This is a genomic window from Arthrobacter sp. 754 (assembly GCF_040548695.1).
Classification (GTDB): domain Bacteria; phylum Actinomycetota; class Actinomycetes; order Actinomycetales; family Micrococcaceae; genus Arthrobacter.
In genome coordinates, this window is record NZ_JBEPSC010000002.1 from 133,470 (window position 1) to 149,393 (window position 15,924).

Here is a 15,924-nt window from a genome sequence, read left to right on the forward strand (position 1 = left end):
GAGAATGAATGCCAAACAGATCGACCAGCAGACCCTCCTGCAGAACGAAAGGGACCCGCTCACCCACACCCCCGTGCACCTGCTCTCCCTCGACGGCGTAGGAAAGCACTACGGCAACATCATCGCCCTGTCCGATGTCACGATGGCCGTGGACAACGGCCGCGTCACCTGCGTCCTGGGCGACAACGGCGCCGGCAAGTCCACGCTGATCAAGATCATCGCCGGCCTGCACCAGCACGACGAAGGCATCCTGAACATCATGGGCGAGGAACGGAAGTTCAGCTCACCCCGTGACGCCCTCGACGCCGGCATTGCCACCGTCTACCAGGACCTGGCCGTGGTGCCGCTGATGCCGATCTGGCGCAACTTCTTCCTCGGCTCCGAAATGACGTCCGGCTTCGGCCCGTTCAAGAGCATGGACGTCGAGAAAATGAAGGACATCACCAAGCACGAACTTGCCGAGATGGGCATCGACCTCCGTGATGTGGAGCAGCCCATCGGCCAACTCTCGGGCGGCGAGCGCCAATGTGTGGCGATCGCCCGTGCGGTGTACTTCGGCGCGAAGGTCCTCATCCTGGATGAACCGACGGCGGCGCTCGGCGTCAAGCAGTCCGGCGTGGTGCTCCGCTACATCCTCCAGGCCCGTGACCGCGGGCTGGGCGTCATCTTCATCACCCACAACCCGCACCACGCCTTCCCCGTCGGTGACCGGTTCCTGCTGCTCAAGCGCGGCAAGTCGATCGGCTACTACGACAAGAAGGACATCACCCTGGACGAGCTCACGGCCCAGATGGCAGGCGGTGCCGAACTCGCCGAACTCGCCCACGAACTCGAGCAGCTCGGTGGACACGGCGACGTAGTGAAGGAAGTCCAGGCCGAGGTGGCGGACGTTGCCGGCGTAACCGAAGCAGCAAGGGAAAGCAGCCCCCGGCACGTCTAGGCAGCCGGGATGGGGGCCCGCCTTAACGACAGGACCGGGCCCCCTCCTGCTGCGCCATGGCGCAGACACCGCAGCGCGAAGCATCCATAGAAACAGAACGGAACACAGCATGCCGATCCGGGTTGGCGTCATTGGCGCCGGTGTCATGGGCGCGGACCATATCAGGAACCTCTCCACCACCATCAGCGGCGCCGAAGTCACCTTCGTGGCAGACCTCGACGCCGGACGTGCGGCGGCAGCTGCGCCGCAGTCGGCCCGCATCACCACAGACCCTTCCGAGCTCATCGACTCCAGCGAGGTTGACGCGGTCGTCATTGCCTCGCATGACGACACCCACGCCGGGCTCGTCCTGGAGTGCTTTGAAGCGATGACCCCTGTGCTGTGTGAGAAGCCATTGGCCCCGACGCTCCTGGAAAGCCGCGAAGTGGTGGAAGCCGAGGCGGATATCTTTGCCGCAACCGGGGCCCGGCTGCTCTCCATGGGATTCATGAGGCGCTTCGATCCCGGGTACGCCGCGCTGCGGGTAGCCACCCAGGCACGTAGCCAGGGCGAGCCCCTGCAGGTGCACTGCATCAGCCGGACGGCAGCCTCAGGGCCGGGCGCAAGCTCCGAATCCGCCATCACCAATTCGGCCATCCACGAGTTCGACATCATCCCCTGGTTGCTGGGCTCGCCGGTTACCGAGGTCTCCTGGCAGGCGGGACGCAGTTCCCGGCACAGCACCGGAGATCTGCGGGACCCTTCCTTCATGCTCCTGCGTTCGGCAGACGGCACCCTTGCCACCCTGGAACTCTTCCTCAACGCCCGGTACGGCTACACCACCGCATGCGAGGTCGTGTCGGAAAACGGTACCGCCGCCCTGCCGGAACCCGCCGCCCTGGCCATCCATCAGGAGGGTCAGCGGCGTTCCGATGTCCCCGCTGACTGGCGCCCGCGCTTCGCCGACGCCTACCGCCTGCAGCTCCAGGCCTGGATTTCCGCGCTCCGCCGTGGTGAACCCGCGCCGCTCGCCACCGGGGAAGACGGCCTGCGGGCATCGCAGGTTGCCCAGGCCATGATCCGTTCGCTCCACAGTGATGGAGCCTTCACGAAGGTGACCTACTGATGCCGCTCCGCACCCTGCCGGCATCACGCGTGCGGGACTCAAGGGACGCGCCCTGCCTGCGGTGGGGGATCCTGGGCCCCGGATGGATTGCCGAACGCTTCACGGAATCGGTGCAGGCCCACGCGGACCAGGTGATCGCCGCGGTCGGCTCCCGCTCCCTGGCACGCTCCAAGGCGTTCGCCGAAACCTTCGGTGTGCCCGCAGCCTACGGGAGCTACGAAGAACTGGCTGAATCTCCCGACGTCGACATCGTGTACGTCTGCACGCCACACAACTTCCACCGCAGCGCCGCCCTCCTCGCCATTGACGCCGGCAAACACGTCCTCATCGAGAAACCCATCGGCCTGCGCGGGATATCACCGCCCGGGCCACAGCTGCCGGGGTTTTCGCCGCCGAGGCAATGTGGAGCCTCTTCCTGCCGAAATTCGACGTGATCAGGCAAGTGCTCGACGACGGCGTGCTGGGAACCGTGACCACTGTCCTCGCCGAATACGGCGAGTACTTCGACCGCCGCCACCGTATCTTTGATCCGGCCCTGGCCGGCGGACCGCTGCTGGATTTGGGAACCTACCCGCTGGCTCTTATCACCGAGGTCCTGGGCCCGCCCGACCGGCTCCACGCCGTAGGCCGGCAGCACGAATCCGGGGTCAACGCCCAGCTCTCCGCCATCATGGAGTTCCCCGGCGGCAGCCAGGCCGTGATGAACACCCAGCTCCACAATTTCACGCCCACCGCGGCAACGATTGTGGGATCCGCTGCCACATTGACCATCGACGGGCCGTTCAATATGCCCGGCGGCTTTGAGGTCCGGTTCCCCGACGGGAGCCGGCTCCGGCACGACGAACCAGCCGGCGGCCACTTCGAAGGCCTGCACTACGAAGCAGCGGCGGTGGCCCGCGCCATCGCCGCCGGTCAAACGGAAACCACGCAGCGGCCCCTCGCTTCCTCCATCAGGACCTTGGAAGCTGCCGATGAAATCCGGCGGCAGCTCGGCATTGAGTTCCCGGGCGAACACAGCGGTTCCGCCTGATCAATTGTTGTACTGACTATCGAAAGGACAGGCCCATGGCCTACATCGAACAGCACTCCACTGAAATGCCCGCCCCGGTGCGGCTTGGTCTTATCGGCTCCGGCTGGATGGGAGCATTCCACGGCGAAAGCATCGCCCGCAGGGTTCCCGGTGCCGTCCTGGCCGCCGTCGCCGATCCCAACCTGGACTCCGCCGCCTCTGTGGCAGCCGGACTCGGTGCAGCGAAGGTCACGGCCGACGCCGCAGACATCCTGGCCGATCCGGACATCGACGCCGTGATCATCGCCAGCCCAGCGCGGTTCCACGCTTCCCTGATCACCCAGGCCGCCGCGGCGGCCAAGCACGTCTTCTGCGAGAAACCCGGGGCGCAGAACCTCGACGAACTCGACGCTGCCCTCCGCGGGGTGGAATCGGCAGGGATTCACTTCCAGATCGGTTTCAACCGGCGCTACGCTGCTGACTTCCAGGCTGCCAAGAAGGACCTGGCCAAGGGGGTCGTCGGGACGCCGCAGCTCCTGCGCTCGCTGACCAGGGACCCGGGCACCGGGAGCATCGGGCATGCAGCCAGGATCCCGGCCTGGACCATCTTCCTGGAAACGCTGATCCACGACTTCGACACCCTGAACTGGTTCAACGAAGGCGCAGAGCCGGTGGAGGTCTACGCCGCCGCGGACGCCCTCGTTGAACCAGCCCTTCGTGTCCAGGGATTCCTGGACACAGCCGTGGTCACCGTCCGCTACAGCAACGGAGCCCTGGCAGTGGCCGAGGCGAATTTCAGCGCACTCTACGGCTACGACGTCCGGGGAGAGGTGTTCGGCTCCAAGGGTATGGTCCAGGCGGGACGCCCTACTGAAACGGCAGCGGTGAGGTACACCGCCGAAGGCCTGTCCGCCGATACGCCACGGCTCAACGTTGAGCTTTTCCGGGATGCCTACACCGACGAACTCGTGGACTTCACCGCGGCCGTCCGCGCGCACCGCGACGGCAACCAGCCGCCGTCGGGCGCGTACACCCTCACCCCTGGAGCCGCCGACGCGCGGCGAGCCCTCGCCATGGCGTTGGCGTGCATCGAATCCGTTCAGCACGGCGGTCCCGTTGCTGTGGCCCAGAAGGCAGCCGTCTGATGCGCCTGGCCGTGTGCGCCGAAATGGTCTTTACGGGCCTGCCGTTCACCGAGCGGGTGCGGCAGATCCACCAGGCAGGATTCGACGTCGAACTGTGGGACTCGAGGAACAAGGACATCGCAGCACTCAAGGCCACCGGCGCCGTCTTCTCCTCCATGACCGGATACACCTCCGGCAGCCTGGTGGACCCCGACACCGCAGATGACGTGGTGCGGACCGCCGAAACACTGGTCCCCACCGCCCTGGAACTTGGCGTCAGCCGTATGGTGGTCCACTCAGCGGAGCTTATCGACGGTAAAGCGGCCCGTCCCGCCTTCCGCTCCACCGGCAGGATGTGGATCACCGGCGCACGTACCCTCGAACGCCTTGGTGCGCTCGGCGAGAAGCACGGCCTGACGTTCTGCCTCGAAAACCTCAACACGGTGCTGGATCATCCGGGCATTCCCCTGGCCCGTGCCAAGGACACGCTGGCACTCGTGGAAGCAGTGGCCCACCCCAACGTGAAACTCATGCTGGACCTTTATCACGCACAGCTGGGGGAGGGGAACCTGATCGAGCTCATACGCACGGCCCTGCCGCACATCGGCGAAATCCAGGTGGCCGACGTTCCCGGCCGCTGCGAACCCGGCACCGGCGAAATCAACTACGCGGCCGTGGCCCGGGCGCTCGCAGCCGCCGGCTATGAGGGCACCGTCGGCATGGAGGCCTGGGCGAGCGGAGACGACCTGGCTGCACTCGACGCCTTCCGAACCGCCTTTACCGTCTATGCAGAGGACAAACTGTGAAAAATACCATTCTCGGACTGGTTGGCGTGGGCCGGATCGGCGTGATGCACGCCAACAACATCGCAGCGCTCAACGCGGAATTCGCGGGCCAGGGCATCAGCGTCCAACTGCGGCTGACCGACGTCGCCGAAGACCACGCCCGCACCGTAGCAGCGGGCCTCGGCGCGGAATTCCTGCCGACGGTGGATGCCCTGATCGCTTCCGGCATCCAGGGCCTGGTCATTGCCACCGGAACAGGCACCCACCCGGAACTGATCCGCGCGGGAGTGGACGCAGGGATTCCCGTTTTCTGCGAAAAGCCCTTGGCCATGAATGTGGCCGATTCCCTGCCCGTCCTGGAGCACATCCGCGCCAAGGCCGGCGTGGTCCAAATCGGCCACCAGCGCCGCTTTGACGCCGGGTACCTCGAAGCGAAGCGTGCCTACGAGGCCGGGGAGCTCGGCTGGATCCACTCGCTGCGGGCCGTCACCTGTGACATGACGCCCCCGCCCGTTGAATTCCTGGCGACCTCCGGCGGGCTGTTCCGCGACTGCTCGGTCCACGATTTCGACATCCTGCGATGGCTGGTCGGGCGCGAAATCGTGGAGGTCTACGCCCGTGGCTCCAACAACGGAGATCCAGCCATCGGCGGGGTGGGGGATGTGGACACGGCGCTGGCTGTGATCACGTTCGACGACGGCACCGTGGGCACCGTCTCCGCCAGCCGCTACAACGGGGCCGGGCACGACGTCCGCCTCGAGATCCAGGGCTCCAAGGGTTCCGTGATGGTCGGCCTCGACGAGAAGTCCGCCCTGAGATCAGCCGAGCAGGGGGTCAGGTTCCCCACGGGCGAGTCCCACAAAACCTTCGCCGAACGATTCGATGCGGCCTACCGCTCGGAAATGGCAGCCTTTGTTGAGCTGGTCCTCGGCCGGCGGGCGAACCCCTGCACGCCGGAGGACGCCGTCGCCGCTTCACGGGTGGCCGACGCCGCGCAGGAGTCGCTGGCGAGCGGGGTTCCGGTCAGGGTGACGCTTGCCGCCAACCACCCGGTCTGAGCCGTCTGAACCGTCAGGCCCCACTCAAAAGCTCCCCTCCGGAAGATACTTTCCCGGAGGGGAGCTTTTGAGTTCTGTGGCTGCCTCAGGCGCCGAACGGCAAACGGGGGTCCACGTCCTGGCCGTCCCAGCTCTGCCGCACCCAGCCGTGGTGGGGGTCATCGCTGATCAGCCATTCGCGGACCGGGCCTGGGCCCGCCATCACGTTGAGGTAGTACATGTCATAGCCGGGGGCGGCCATGGCAGGGCCGTGCCAGCCGTACGGAACCAGCACAACATCGCCGGTGCGGACCTCGGCGGCGACATCAATGGGACGCTCGTCCGAGGCGTACACACGCTGGTACCCGATCGCATCGGCGTCGGCCGGAGCCCCGGAGCCGTCGGCCACCCGGGTCTCGAAGTAATAGATCTCCTCGAGCTGGGTCTCCCCGTCCTTTTCCTCATCGTGCTTGTGCGGGGGATAGGAGGACCAGTTGCCGGCGGGCGTGATCACCTCGCACACAATGAACCGGTCAGCTTCCAGTGCTGCAGGCGTCCCGAAGTTGTGGACCTGGCGTGAGCAGTTTCCGGCGCCGCGGAGTTCCACGGGGGTTTCGGCGGCGGTGACCAGCCGGGTGGGGTAGGACGAGCTGGCGGGAGCGGTGGCGACCGCCACCCTGCCGCCGTCGGCCGAGCTGATAGTGACGGACTTTCCCGTGCCCGTGTAGAGCACATCGCTGGGGCCGTGGAAAACCGAAGCCCGCCCGCCCAACCGGTGCTCGACGCCGTCGACCGTTGCGGTGAACGAGCCACTGAGGGGAACGATGATTCTTTCCTCGCCTGCTGCCGGAAGGACGACGGCGGCGCCGGCCGCCAATGTGGCCACCTTCAGGCCCGTGTGGGCCCAGCCGTCCACGGCCAGTACGGAATCAGAGGTTCCGAGTGAGATGTCCCAGTCGCCTTCAGCGGCGGTGCCCAGGGGATAGACCCAGTTGGCCATAGAGTTTTTCCTTGCGTTAGCGCTGTACGAGTGTCATTTCAAAGCTGTAGGAATCGGCGCGGTAAACGTGGTTGCCTGTTTCCACGCGCCGTCCGGTGTCATCGGTGGCGGTTCGCTCCATCGTGACAAGTGCTGAGTTCACCGGGGTGTCCAGGAGGCCCGCCTGGTAGTCGTTGGCGATCACTGCCCCGATCCGCTGGGTGGCGAGGCGGAAGTTGACGCCCCCCCGGCGCAGGATGGCATAAAGGCCCTCGGCTGCGAGGGTTGCTTCGTCGATGGAGACGATGTCATCCCGGACCCAGTTCTCCATCAGTGCCAGCGGTTTCCCGCCGACCTTGCGCAGGCGGGTGAAGTGGTAGACCGTGGAGCCGGCGGGGATCTGGAGGGTGGCCAACGTGGCTGCGTCTGCCTCCCCGTGCGAGAAGCTCAGCACCTCGGTGGTGGGTTTTTTGCCGTTGTTGGTGAGATCGTCGAACAGGCTGGACAGCTCCAAAGGCCGCCGGACCTGGCTGGAGACCACTTGAGTCCCCACGCCGCGCTTGCGCACCAGTAGCCCGGAGCGGACCAGCTCATCCATGGCCTTGCGCATGGTGGGCCGGGACAGGTTGAGCTGGGCGGCGAGGTCGATCTCATTGTCCAGCCTGCTGCCAGGTTCCAGGACGCCGCTGTGGATGGCAGCTTCAATCCCCTGGACCACCTGGTGGTACAGGGGGACAGGGGAGGACCGGTCGATGATGAGGCCGAGTTGGTTCGTCACTGAATCTTTCCTCAGGTTCCGCGCGTTGCCCGCCGGCACCTCTTGTGGGGCACTGGTCTGCATATGTTCGCTTGATAGGACATACTTCTGAATCGATGATATCAGCAGGCGCGCGGCCGTCAAGGAGCCGTGGGCCTGTGCCTGTGGCATCGGAGAAACATGTCCGGACATGCGCACGAAGGGCTCTTTTTTGACGGTATCCGTCCCGACGGCCGGGACTGGCTGCCTTTAGGCTGGGGGAATGACTAACCGATACCTCATCTCCCGTGAGCGCTTCATCGCAGCCACCCCCGAAGCGATCTTTGAAATCCTCGCCACCCCGGCGATGCACAGCATTATCGACGGCTCCGGCACAGTCAAAGGCGCCCAGCCGCGGGGCCCGGAGCGGTTGTCGGCCGGAGCGAAGTTCGGCATGGAGATGAACGTGAAGGTGGACTACAAAATCCTGAATACAGTCTGCGAATTTGAGGAAGGCCGGCGGATCGCCTGGCGCCACTTCTATGGCCACATTTGGCGCTACATCCTGGAACCAGCCACCGCCGCCGATGGAACCGCCGGGACCAAAGTTACCGAACAGTGGGATGCCCGGGCAGTCCGCGGCAAATTCTTCCTGCGGCTTGCCGGGTACCTGCGCCGCCATCCGGTCAGCATCGAGGAAACCCTTGCCCGGTTGGATCACCACCTGACGGGCAACGCCGAAGTGGCAGGCTAAACAGCCATGGTGGACCTTACCGCCAGCCGCGGCCACAGCCCACGCACCCTCGAGGTTGAGAGCCTTGACAGCTTCGACCGGCTGGTGGGCGCCGGGGCAGTGGCCATGCACGGCTGGCATGCCCAGTCCCTGGACCTCCGGGGCCGGCAGGCTGCGCTGGACACCCTGGACGTGGAAGGCGCCATTTTCCTGGGCTGCACCTTCGATCCGGGGGTCGAGGACCGGATCCGACGGCGCGGCGCCCTGATATTCCCACGCCTCGAAGGTGTTCCGTTCGATCCCTACCGGGCGCGGCTTTACACGCCGCAGGAGCTGTATACGGGCCTGGAGAGTTCACCCTACGAGGAGCTGCCGGACGCACTGGTGTATCAGTGGAGCATCCAGCCCGGGCAGCGCCACCGGCTGGAGTCCACCCTGGCCTCGGCGTTACACGATCATGCGATCGGAGATGCCTTGGAGGAGTTCCTCCGTTCGGATGTTTTGGCCGGCCGGACCGTGGTGGGAGTGATGGGCGGCCACGCGGCGCAGCGCGGCAGCGAAGGATTCGGCCAGGCCGCGGGGTTGGGGAGACTGCTCGCCCTCAGCGGGCGGGTTGTCGCAACCGGTGGCGGGCCCGGCGCCATGGAGGCAGCCAACCTGGGCGCCTACCTCAGCGGCTTCCCTGAATCCGAGGTGGAGCCGGCGCTCGCAGGGCTTGGTTCCGTCCCGGGGTTCCGCCCCTCCGTGTCCGCGTGGGCACGGGCGGCTGCCGCCGTCGTCGAACGCTTCCCGGACGGGACGCCGTCGTTGGGGATCCCCACCTGGTTCTACGGGCACGAGCCGCCAAACTACTTCGCAACGCACATCGCCAAGTACTTCGCCAACGCCGTGCGGGAGGCGATCCTCTTGGAGGTGTGCGACGGCGGGATCATCTTCCTGCCGGGAGCGGCGGGCACCGTGCAGGAAATCTTCCAGGACGCGTGCGAGAACTACTACAGCGCCCGCGAAGCCGTCACGCCCATGGTGCTGGTGGGCAAACGGCATTGGGAGGAGGAGTATCCGGCGTGGCCCATCCTCCAGAAACTGGCTGCAGGACGGGCAATGGAGGACCGGATCTTCCTGGTTGACAGCGTCGAGGAGGCCCTCGCCGTCATGGGCGGGTAGGGCTTACCGGGTGTCTCGACGGGGATGAGGCAACGGGGGTGAGGACCGATCCCCGGAGCTACAGATCCTTGCGGCACTGGGCTTTGCTGAGTTCGTACAGGCCGTTGAGGTCACCGGCTGCGAGCCCTTCGGGTGTGCCGATTTCGGGGTACATCAGCTGCCTCGGATCGTCCACGTGTTCCAGGCCCATCACGTGGCTGAGCTCGTGCAGGATGACCGCCGTGGCGTACAGCTTCCCGTCGGGCTGCCGCAGGTCTTCCCTGATCTGCGGTGCGTCCAGTTCCAGGCTGCCCGTGACAAAAGTCTTCGGCCCGTCGTCGAAGCTGAAGTGCGTACTGCCGCCGGTGCCAATGACCTTGCCCTTGAGTTGCGGGGCTGCTTCAGGGGTTGTCCAGGAGATGAGCAGGGGCGCCCACCGGTCACCGTAGGCGGCAGGCTGATAGGGAGCCCGCTGCCCGGACGGCTGCTCCGTGGTGGCTCCGTCATAGATGAACCGGATGCCGGTGGCCCGGGAAATTTTGGCGATGGCATCCGGAACAAGCTGCTGGGCACCGGCCGGAATCAGCTCGGCATTGACGACGTAATGCAGCGGCCGGCACGGGGAGTATCCCACCGGGGTGCCGTCGCCGTTGACCGCGAGGAAACCGTACGAATCGCTTCCCACTCCCGGCGCCTCGGGGACGCCCAGAGGAGCTTCCGCCTCCTCCAGCCCGGGCGGCGGCGCTTCGGCGCCCTCTCCGGTCAGCGGTCCGGCCCGCCCGGCCGTTCCGGGCTGCGGCGTTCCGGTCTGGCCTGCGCCGGGTTGCAGGCCGCCCGGGCCGATCCGGAGGTCCAGCAGTCCGAGAAGGCGCGGATCCCCGTACACAAACCCCGCGAGCAGGAAAGCCGCAGCACCGATCGCCGTTACCAGTAGGAAATTCCGGACAATACCGCCGCGCCACCGGTGGCGTCCATCCGAGTGGCGCGGGGGACCGGCGTCCACTAACCCACCACGGTGCCGAAGGCCAGTCCGAGCAGATACGTGACTCCGGCAGCGCCCAGGCCGATGGCCAGCTGGCGCAGCCCGCGCGTCAGCGGCGACGTGCCGGACAGCAGGCCCACGATTCCACCGGTCACCAGCAACGCCAGGCCGACCAGTACGCCGGCCACAACGAGCGCGGCCACTCCCGTCATGCCAAACAGGAACGGGAGGATGGGCACGATGGCGCCGGAGGCGAAGAAACAGAAGCTGGAAAATGCAGCACCCCAAGCGGTCCCGATCGCCTCATGCTGGTCTGCGGCTTCGGGCAGTTCAGGCTGCAGGGACAGGCTGGGGTCGCAGTCGCAGCCCAGCAGCCCTGTGCGTTCCGCCACGCGGTGTTCGGCGGCCTCGCGGGACATGCCCCGGGCCAGGTACACCAGCAGCAGTTCATTGTGTTCAAGGTCGAGCTTCGGGGCCGCCGCCAGCGTGATCTGGGTTGGCCTGGTGGCGGCGAGGAGTTCGCGCTGGGAACGCACCGAAACAAATTCGCCGGCTCCCATGGACATGGCGCCGGCCAGGAGCCCGGCGATGCCGCTGAGCAGCACCACTCCGCTGGCAACTCCTGAGGCAGCCATGCCCATCACCAGCGACAGGTTGCTGACCAGGCCGTCATTGGCACCGAACACTGCAGCGCGGAAAGTGCCGGCAAGCCGGTTCCGGCCACGGGTGGCCAGGCCGCGGACCACTTCTTCATGGATCTGCTCATCTGCCGCCATCGCATCGGTGGCGCTGGGGTCCCGGGCGTAGGGGGAGCGGCCCTCCGCGCGCTGGGCCAGGGCAAGGACGAACACCGAACCGAAGTGGCGGGCCAGGAAGCCCAGCAGTTGGCTCCGCAGCGACGCGGGCCGGGATTTCTGGGCGTTGTCACCCAGGAGCCGCAGCCAATGGGCTTCGTGGCGGCCTTCGGCTTCGGCGAGGGCCAGCAGGATGTCGCGCTCTTCGCCGACGCGGTTCTGGGCCAGGTCGCGGTAGACGGCGGCTTCGGCGCGCTCGTCCGCGAGGTACTGTCGCCACCGGCGGATGTCTCCTGCCGTGGGCTGTGGTGCTGTGGTGCCGGCTTCCGCGGAGGGATGGGCGCGGTTGGGTTTGGCGTGCTGAGTCACGGAGGCTCCTGTGCTGGATAGGGCATGGTTCTGCCCCATTGCAAAGCCCAGCCTACCGCGGAAATCCGCGGATTTTCGGCTGGCAGACCTCACTCGCAAGTTTCGGCTGCCCGTAAAATAGCCCGCTCCTCCGGGTCGGTCAACGCAGGTCGTCCGGCCCTTGACCCCACAATCCCGCGGTGCTGTTATGAAGGTGTGGGCGCCCGCCACCGCCCGGCTGAGAGAGCACGTCACAGGCGAAGAAACGGAGGTTGGACTAATGAACACCACCGGAGAGCACCCGGACCTGCCGCACCTTGAGTCTGTTGAGGCGGATCCCGCGTACGACTATGCCGAAGACATTCCGGTTGACGAGGACGACTGGGATGCGGAGGACGAGTTCCTGGACGCAGAAGAAGTCATCGTTCCCACGCCTCCGGTCAAAGTCGACGCCGAGGAACGCGTGGTTCCGCTGGATGAGGAGGAGTTCCGCGGGATTGAGTAGTCAAAGCCGATCCACCTGATGTGGATGACAACGGCCGACGGCGGCACCCCCGGTTCGCTGGAATGCGAACGGGGGTGCCGCCGTCGTACTTCACTCCTAAGTGCGGGAGCCTCTAGCGTGCCGGAACCGCCACGGGCACTTCCTCATTGTCCTTGCCCGCAACGCGCCGTACCCAGTTGCGCATGACCTGGGGATCCGTGGGCCGGGTCAGCAGCGAGACCGCAACGTAGACCAGGGCCGATGCGATCAGGCCGAAGTAGATCGGTTCGTTGGCGAAGACACCGTCCAGCGGGACCTCCGCGCTGATCTCCAGCGCAATCATGGTGCCGAGCGTGATGATTGAACCCACCGCCATCGAGGCCGCAGCGGCCAGGCCGGTTCCGCGCTTCCACACCAGGCCGCCCAGGATGGCCACGAGCAGCCCGCCCACCAGGATGTCGTAGGCGATGGTCAGGGCCGCCACGACGTCCTTGGTGATGATGGCAATCAGGATGGCCACGATCCCGAGTCCCAGGACCCACATGCGGTTGGCTTTGACGTCGTGCTCGGGGTTGTCGGTGTCCTCGGTGTTGATGTCCTTGCCGAACCAGCTGGCTACGAACGGCAGGACGTCGGCGCGGGCAACGGTGGCCGCGGCGATCAGGGCGCCCGAAGCGGTGGACATCATGGCGGCGACGGCTGCTGCGAGGACGAGTCCGCCGATGCCGACAGGGAGCAGGTTCTGCGCCACTTCGGCATAAACGATGTCCTTGCCCCCAGTGGCAACGTCGATCTCAGGCAGGGCAACTTTGGCGCCCAGGCCGATCAACGCGCCGGCCACACCGTAAAGGATGCAGTAGATGCCGGCAGTGGCGCCGCCCCAGCGCGCCACCTCCGGATTCTTTGCCGTGAAGACGCGCTGCCAGATGTCCTGCCCGATCAGGAGGCCAAGGGTGTAGACCACGAAGTAGGTGATGATGGTCTGCACGCCGATGCCGTCCATGTGGAAGAAGCTTTCATCCACGCGGCTGCGGATACCGTCGAGCCCGCCGGCTGCGTTGAGGGTGAAGGGGAGCATCAGCAGGAAAATGCCCACGGTTTTGATGACGAACTGCACCTGGTCTGCCAGGGTGATGGACCACATGCCGCCGATGGTGGAGTAGACCAGGACGATGGCTCCGCCAACGGCGATGGCGAGCCAGCGCTCCCAGCCGAAGAGCACCACGAAGATGGTTGCGTAGGCGCTTGTCGAGGTCGCGCACAGCATCAGGGTGTAGGCCAGCATGACGATTCCGGAGGTTTGTGTCGCCTTGCTGCCGTAGCGGAGGGTGAGCATCTGGGAAACGGTGTAGATCTTCAGCCGCTGGATGGTGCCCGCGAAGAGAAGGCTCAGGAGCAGCACGCCGGCGCCGATGGCAACCACAAGCCACATGCCCGAGATGCCGAACTTGTAGCCGAGCCCGACGCCGCCGACCGTGGAGGCCCCGCCGAGGACCACGGCTGCCATGGTGCCTGTGTACAGGAAAGGACCCAGACGGCGGCCGGCCACGAGGAAGTCGCTGTTGTTTCTGGTCCGGGATTTGCCCCACCAGCCGAAGGCCAGCATTGCAATGAGATACACCACCACGATGGCGATATTGATGAAGTTAGGGTCCATGTCGGGGTTCCTTGGGAGCTAAGGTGCAGCGCGTCGAGACCGGCGGTGCTGTTGGGGCCGGTATTTTCCGCTGCTCTTGTGGCGTGGAAAGGGCGAGGGCAAAGGGTGAATTGCCTGATAGGCAACATTTGTTGTCGGTCAGCGTATTCTGTGACCCGCGTAACAGTCAACGTTGCTACGCCACAAGCTGTTCTGCGACGTACCGGGCCGCCTTGCGGGGGCTGCTGGCCATTAGGATTGCTCCAGAGATGGGGCCGGACCCCCGGTCACGAAAGGTTCGCACATGAAGGCACTGCCAGTTGAGCCGAGCAATACACCGGTTGCCATCGGTTCCCGGATCCGCGCGGCCCGGCAGTCCCAGCGGCTGACCATCGAGCAGGTGGCCGATGCCACCGGCCTGACCAAGGGCTTCCTGAGCCGTGTCGAGCGGGACCTGACCTCGCCGTCGGTCGCCTCCCTGGTGACACTTTGCCAGGTCCTCTCCATCTCCATCGGTGACCTGTTTATGGCCCCGGAGACACATCTGACCAAAAATGGCGCCGGTCCCAGGATCAGCCTGGGCGGCGAAGGAATTGTGGAACGGCTGCTGACGGCGCGTTCCGAACGCCGCGTCCAGATCATCCAGGCGGTCATCGAACCACGTGGCCGTGGGGAATCGGAACTCTACGCCGTGGACTGCGATGTTGATGTCCTTCACGTGATCAAGGGCCGCATCCGCCTGATCCTCACCAATGAGGAGTATGAACTCGACACCGGCGACACCGTGACATTCCCCGGCCGCGAACCGCACACATGGGCCAACCCCACCGACGAGCCCGTTGAGGTCCTCTGGGTCCTGGTGCCCGCCGCCAGCAGGTAGCTTGCCCCGTTCCTTGCCGGGTGCGCTCCTGCCCGGTTTGTGTCCGGGCAGGCATTCGATGTAAACATTTGGTGCACATTGCGAAACTTCTGCGTATGATGGCTATCACATCCGCAGAACAATCCTCGAAGGAGGGGCTCACTGTGAAAGAGCTGCGCATCGAAGCCAACGGCAATCTTGGCCCGATCGACTCATCCCGCATCCCGCGTTACGCCGGTGCTGCCACGTACGCACGCCTGCCCCGGCTGGACCAGGTGGCGAAGGCCGACGTCACGGTGGTTGGCGTGCCCTTCGACTCCGGAGTTTCCTACCGCCCCGGCGCGCGGTTCGGCGCCAACCATGTCCGGGAGGCGAGCCGCCTGCTTCGCCCGTACAACCCGGCCTGGGATGTCAGCCCCTTCGAGAACATCCAGGTGGCGGACGCCGGCGACATGGCCGTCAACCCGTTCAACATCAACGAGGCCATCGAAACCATCCAGCAGAACGCCCTGGACCTCACGGCCACCGGCAGCAAGCTGGTGACACTCGGCGGGGACCACACCATCGCACTGCCCCTGCTGCGCGCAGCCGCGGAACGTGCAGGCGGCCCCATCGCCATGCTCCACTTCGACGCCCACCTGGACACGTGGGACACCTACTTCGGCGCCGAGTACACGCACGGGACGCCGTTCCGCCGGGCGGTGGAAGAGGGCATCCTGGATGCGGAGGCCATCAGCCACATCGGCACCCGCGGCCCGCTCTATGGCAAGAAGGACCTCGACGACGACCACCGCTTCGGGTTCGGCATCGTCACCTCTGCCGACGTCTATTACCAGGGCGTCATGGAAACGGTGGCCAAGGTCCGCGACCGGATCGGCAACCGCCCGCTCTACATCTCCGTGGACATCGATGTCCTGGACCCGGCCCACGCCCCGGGAACCGGAACCCCCGAGGCCGGCGGCATCACGAGCCGCGAACTCCTGGAGATCATCCGCGGCTTCCGCGGCATGAACCTGGTGGGCGCCGACGTCGTCGAGGTGGCCCCCGCGTACGACCACGCCGAAATCACCGGCGTTGCAGCAAGCCACGTCGCCTATGAACTGGTCACCCTGATGGCGGACAATGCGGTTGCAGGGGACCGCTTCGGGGCAGCCAACGGCTACGCCGCCCAGGCCCTCGGCCAGGAAGTCCGCCGTCCGGCCGGCTTCGCCGCTGCCGGTAAGGAGTAGC

The 15,924-nt window shown here is 65.9% G+C and carries 17 protein-coding genes; 12 read left to right on the forward strand and 5 right to left on the reverse strand.

Going from position 1 to position 15,924, the window contains the following annotated elements:
• Nucleotides 1–4 precede the first annotated feature (4 nt).
• From ABIA70_RS06170 to ABIA70_RS06200, 7 genes are all read left to right on the forward strand, one after another.
• Nucleotides 5–940: an ATP-binding cassette domain-containing protein gene (locus tag ABIA70_RS06170; protein ID WP_354146714.1), complete on the forward strand. Its 936-nt coding sequence runs from the start codon at nucleotides 5–7 to the stop codon at nucleotides 938–940.
• A gap of 109 nt (nucleotides 941–1,049) precedes the next feature.
• Nucleotides 1,050–2,045, forward strand: a complete 996-nt coding sequence (locus ABIA70_RS06175) for a Gfo/Idh/MocA family oxidoreductase (protein ID WP_354146715.1) — start codon at nucleotides 1,050–1,052, stop codon at nucleotides 2,043–2,045.
• Nucleotides 2,045–2,479 (forward strand): Gfo/Idh/MocA family protein, encoded by a 435-nt coding sequence (locus tag ABIA70_RS06180; RefSeq protein ID WP_354146716.1) that lies wholly within the window; start codon nucleotides 2,045–2,047, stop codon nucleotides 2,477–2,479. Before ABIA70_RS06175 ends, ABIA70_RS06180 begins: the two co-directional genes overlap by 1 nt.
• Nucleotides 2,476–3,075: a Gfo/Idh/MocA family protein gene (locus tag ABIA70_RS06185; protein ID WP_354146717.1), complete on the forward strand. Its 600-nt coding sequence runs from the start codon at nucleotides 2,476–2,478 to the stop codon at nucleotides 3,073–3,075. Before ABIA70_RS06180 ends, ABIA70_RS06185 begins: the two co-directional genes overlap by 4 nt.
• 35 nt (nucleotides 3,076–3,110) lie before the next feature.
• On the forward strand, nucleotides 3,111–4,199 hold the full coding sequence (locus ABIA70_RS06190) for a Gfo/Idh/MocA family oxidoreductase (RefSeq protein WP_354146718.1): 1,089 nt from the start codon (nucleotides 3,111–3,113) through the stop codon (nucleotides 4,197–4,199).
• Nucleotides 4,199–4,984 (forward strand): TIM barrel protein, encoded by a 786-nt coding sequence (locus tag ABIA70_RS06195; RefSeq protein WP_354146719.1) that lies wholly within the window; start codon nucleotides 4,199–4,201, stop codon nucleotides 4,982–4,984. Before ABIA70_RS06190 ends, ABIA70_RS06195 begins: the two co-directional genes overlap by 1 nt.
• A complete protein-coding gene (locus ABIA70_RS06200; protein WP_354146720.1) occupies nucleotides 4,981–6,021 on the forward strand; it encodes a Gfo/Idh/MocA family oxidoreductase in 1,041 nt (346 codons plus the stop codon). Before ABIA70_RS06195 ends, ABIA70_RS06200 begins: the two co-directional genes overlap by 4 nt.
• Nucleotides 6,022–6,106: 85 nt before the next feature.
• On the opposite strand, the gene iolB is transcribed toward ABIA70_RS06200, so the two are convergent.
• Together iolB and ABIA70_RS06210 are read right to left on the reverse strand one after the other, a co-directional pair.
• Entirely contained in the window at nucleotides 6,107–7,000 is an 894-nt protein-coding gene (gene iolB, locus ABIA70_RS06205) for a 5-deoxy-glucuronate isomerase (protein ID WP_354146721.1), read from the reverse strand.
• Nucleotides 7,001–7,016: 16 nt separating this feature from the next.
• Nucleotides 7,017–7,757, reverse strand: a complete 741-nt coding sequence (locus ABIA70_RS06210) for a GntR family transcriptional regulator (protein ID WP_354146722.1) — start codon at nucleotides 7,755–7,757, stop codon at nucleotides 7,017–7,019.
• Between the two features lie 241 nt (nucleotides 7,758–7,998).
• Here ABIA70_RS06210 and ABIA70_RS06215 point away from each other — a divergent pair, with 241 nt between their 5' ends.
• Nucleotides 7,999–8,469, forward strand: coding sequence for an SRPBCC family protein (locus ABIA70_RS06215; protein ID WP_354146723.1), 471 nt, complete (start codon nucleotides 7,999–8,001; stop codon nucleotides 8,467–8,469).
• Nucleotides 8,470–8,475: 6 nt separating this feature from the next.
• The gene (locus ABIA70_RS06220; protein ID WP_354146724.1) at nucleotides 8,476–9,612 is read left to right on the forward strand and encodes an LOG family protein; all 1,137 of its coding nucleotides are present in this window, start codon (nucleotides 8,476–8,478) and stop codon (nucleotides 9,610–9,612) included.
• Nucleotides 9,613–9,670: 58 nt separating this feature from the next.
• Here ABIA70_RS06220 and ABIA70_RS06225 read toward each other — a convergent pair whose 3' ends face one another.
• Nucleotides 9,671–10,594: a matrixin family metalloprotease gene (locus tag ABIA70_RS06225; protein ID WP_502917178.1), complete on the reverse strand. Its 924-nt coding sequence runs from the start codon at nucleotides 10,592–10,594 to the stop codon at nucleotides 9,671–9,673.
• Entirely contained in the window at nucleotides 10,594–11,736 is a 1,143-nt protein-coding gene (locus ABIA70_RS06230) for a VIT1/CCC1 transporter family protein (RefSeq protein WP_354146725.1), read from the reverse strand. Before ABIA70_RS06230 ends, ABIA70_RS06225 begins: the two co-directional genes overlap by 1 nt.
• Nucleotides 11,737–11,995: 259 nt before the next feature.
• Between ABIA70_RS06230 and ABIA70_RS06235 the strand changes: the two genes are divergently transcribed.
• Complete coding sequence (locus ABIA70_RS06235; RefSeq protein ID WP_354146726.1) at nucleotides 11,996–12,220, forward strand: hypothetical protein; 225 nt, start codon at nucleotides 11,996–11,998, stop codon at nucleotides 12,218–12,220.
• A gap of 112 nt (nucleotides 12,221–12,332) precedes the next feature.
• Here the strand turns inward: ABIA70_RS06235 and ABIA70_RS06240 are convergent, their stop codons facing one another.
• Nucleotides 12,333–13,856: a sodium:solute symporter family protein gene (locus ABIA70_RS06240; protein WP_354146727.1), complete on the reverse strand. Its 1,524-nt coding sequence runs from the start codon at nucleotides 13,854–13,856 to the stop codon at nucleotides 12,333–12,335.
• A 283-nt stretch (nucleotides 13,857–14,139) separates the two neighbouring features.
• On the opposite strand from ABIA70_RS06240, the gene ABIA70_RS06245 reads away from it, so the two are divergent.
• Both ABIA70_RS06245 and speB read left to right on the forward strand, forming a co-directional pair.
• A complete protein-coding gene (locus ABIA70_RS06245) occupies nucleotides 14,140–14,715 on the forward strand; it encodes a helix-turn-helix domain-containing protein (protein WP_354146728.1) in 576 nt (191 codons plus the stop codon).
• 143 nt (nucleotides 14,716–14,858) lie between these two features.
• Nucleotides 14,859–15,923, forward strand: a complete 1,065-nt coding sequence (speB, locus tag ABIA70_RS06250) for an agmatinase (protein WP_354146729.1) — start codon at nucleotides 14,859–14,861, stop codon at nucleotides 15,921–15,923.
• The last annotated feature ends 1 nt before the right edge of the window (nucleotide 15,924 follow it).

Coding starts and splice junctions, on each gene's coding strand:
- ABIA70_RS06170 (WP_354146714.1), top strand. CDS start 5: ATGAATGCCAAACAGATCGACCAGCAGACCCTCCTGCAGAACGAAAGG.
- ABIA70_RS06175 (WP_354146715.1), top strand. CDS start 1,050: ATGCCGATCCGGGTTGGCGTCATTGGCGCCGGTGTCATGGGCGCGGAC.
- ABIA70_RS06180 (WP_354146716.1), top strand. CDS start 2,045: ATGCCGCTCCGCACCCTGCCGGCATCACGCGTGCGGGACTCAAGGGAC.
- ABIA70_RS06190 (WP_354146718.1), top strand. CDS start 3,111: ATGGCCTACATCGAACAGCACTCCACTGAAATGCCCGCCCCGGTGCGG.
- ABIA70_RS06195 (WP_354146719.1), top strand. CDS start 4,199: ATGCGCCTGGCCGTGTGCGCCGAAATGGTCTTTACGGGCCTGCCGTTC.
- iolB (WP_354146721.1), bottom strand. CDS start 7,000: ATGGCCAACTGGGTCTATCCCCTGGGCACCGCCGCTGAAGGCGACTGG.
- ABIA70_RS06215 (WP_354146723.1), top strand. CDS start 7,999: ATGACTAACCGATACCTCATCTCCCGTGAGCGCTTCATCGCAGCCACC.
- ABIA70_RS06220 (WP_354146724.1), top strand. CDS start 8,476: ATGGTGGACCTTACCGCCAGCCGCGGCCACAGCCCACGCACCCTCGAG.
- ABIA70_RS06235 (WP_354146726.1), top strand. CDS start 11,996: ATGAACACCACCGGAGAGCACCCGGACCTGCCGCACCTTGAGTCTGTT.
- ABIA70_RS06240 (WP_354146727.1), bottom strand. CDS start 13,856: ATGGACCCTAACTTCATCAATATCGCCATCGTGGTGGTGTATCTCATT.
- ABIA70_RS06245 (WP_354146728.1), top strand. CDS start 14,140: ATGAAGGCACTGCCAGTTGAGCCGAGCAATACACCGGTTGCCATCGGT.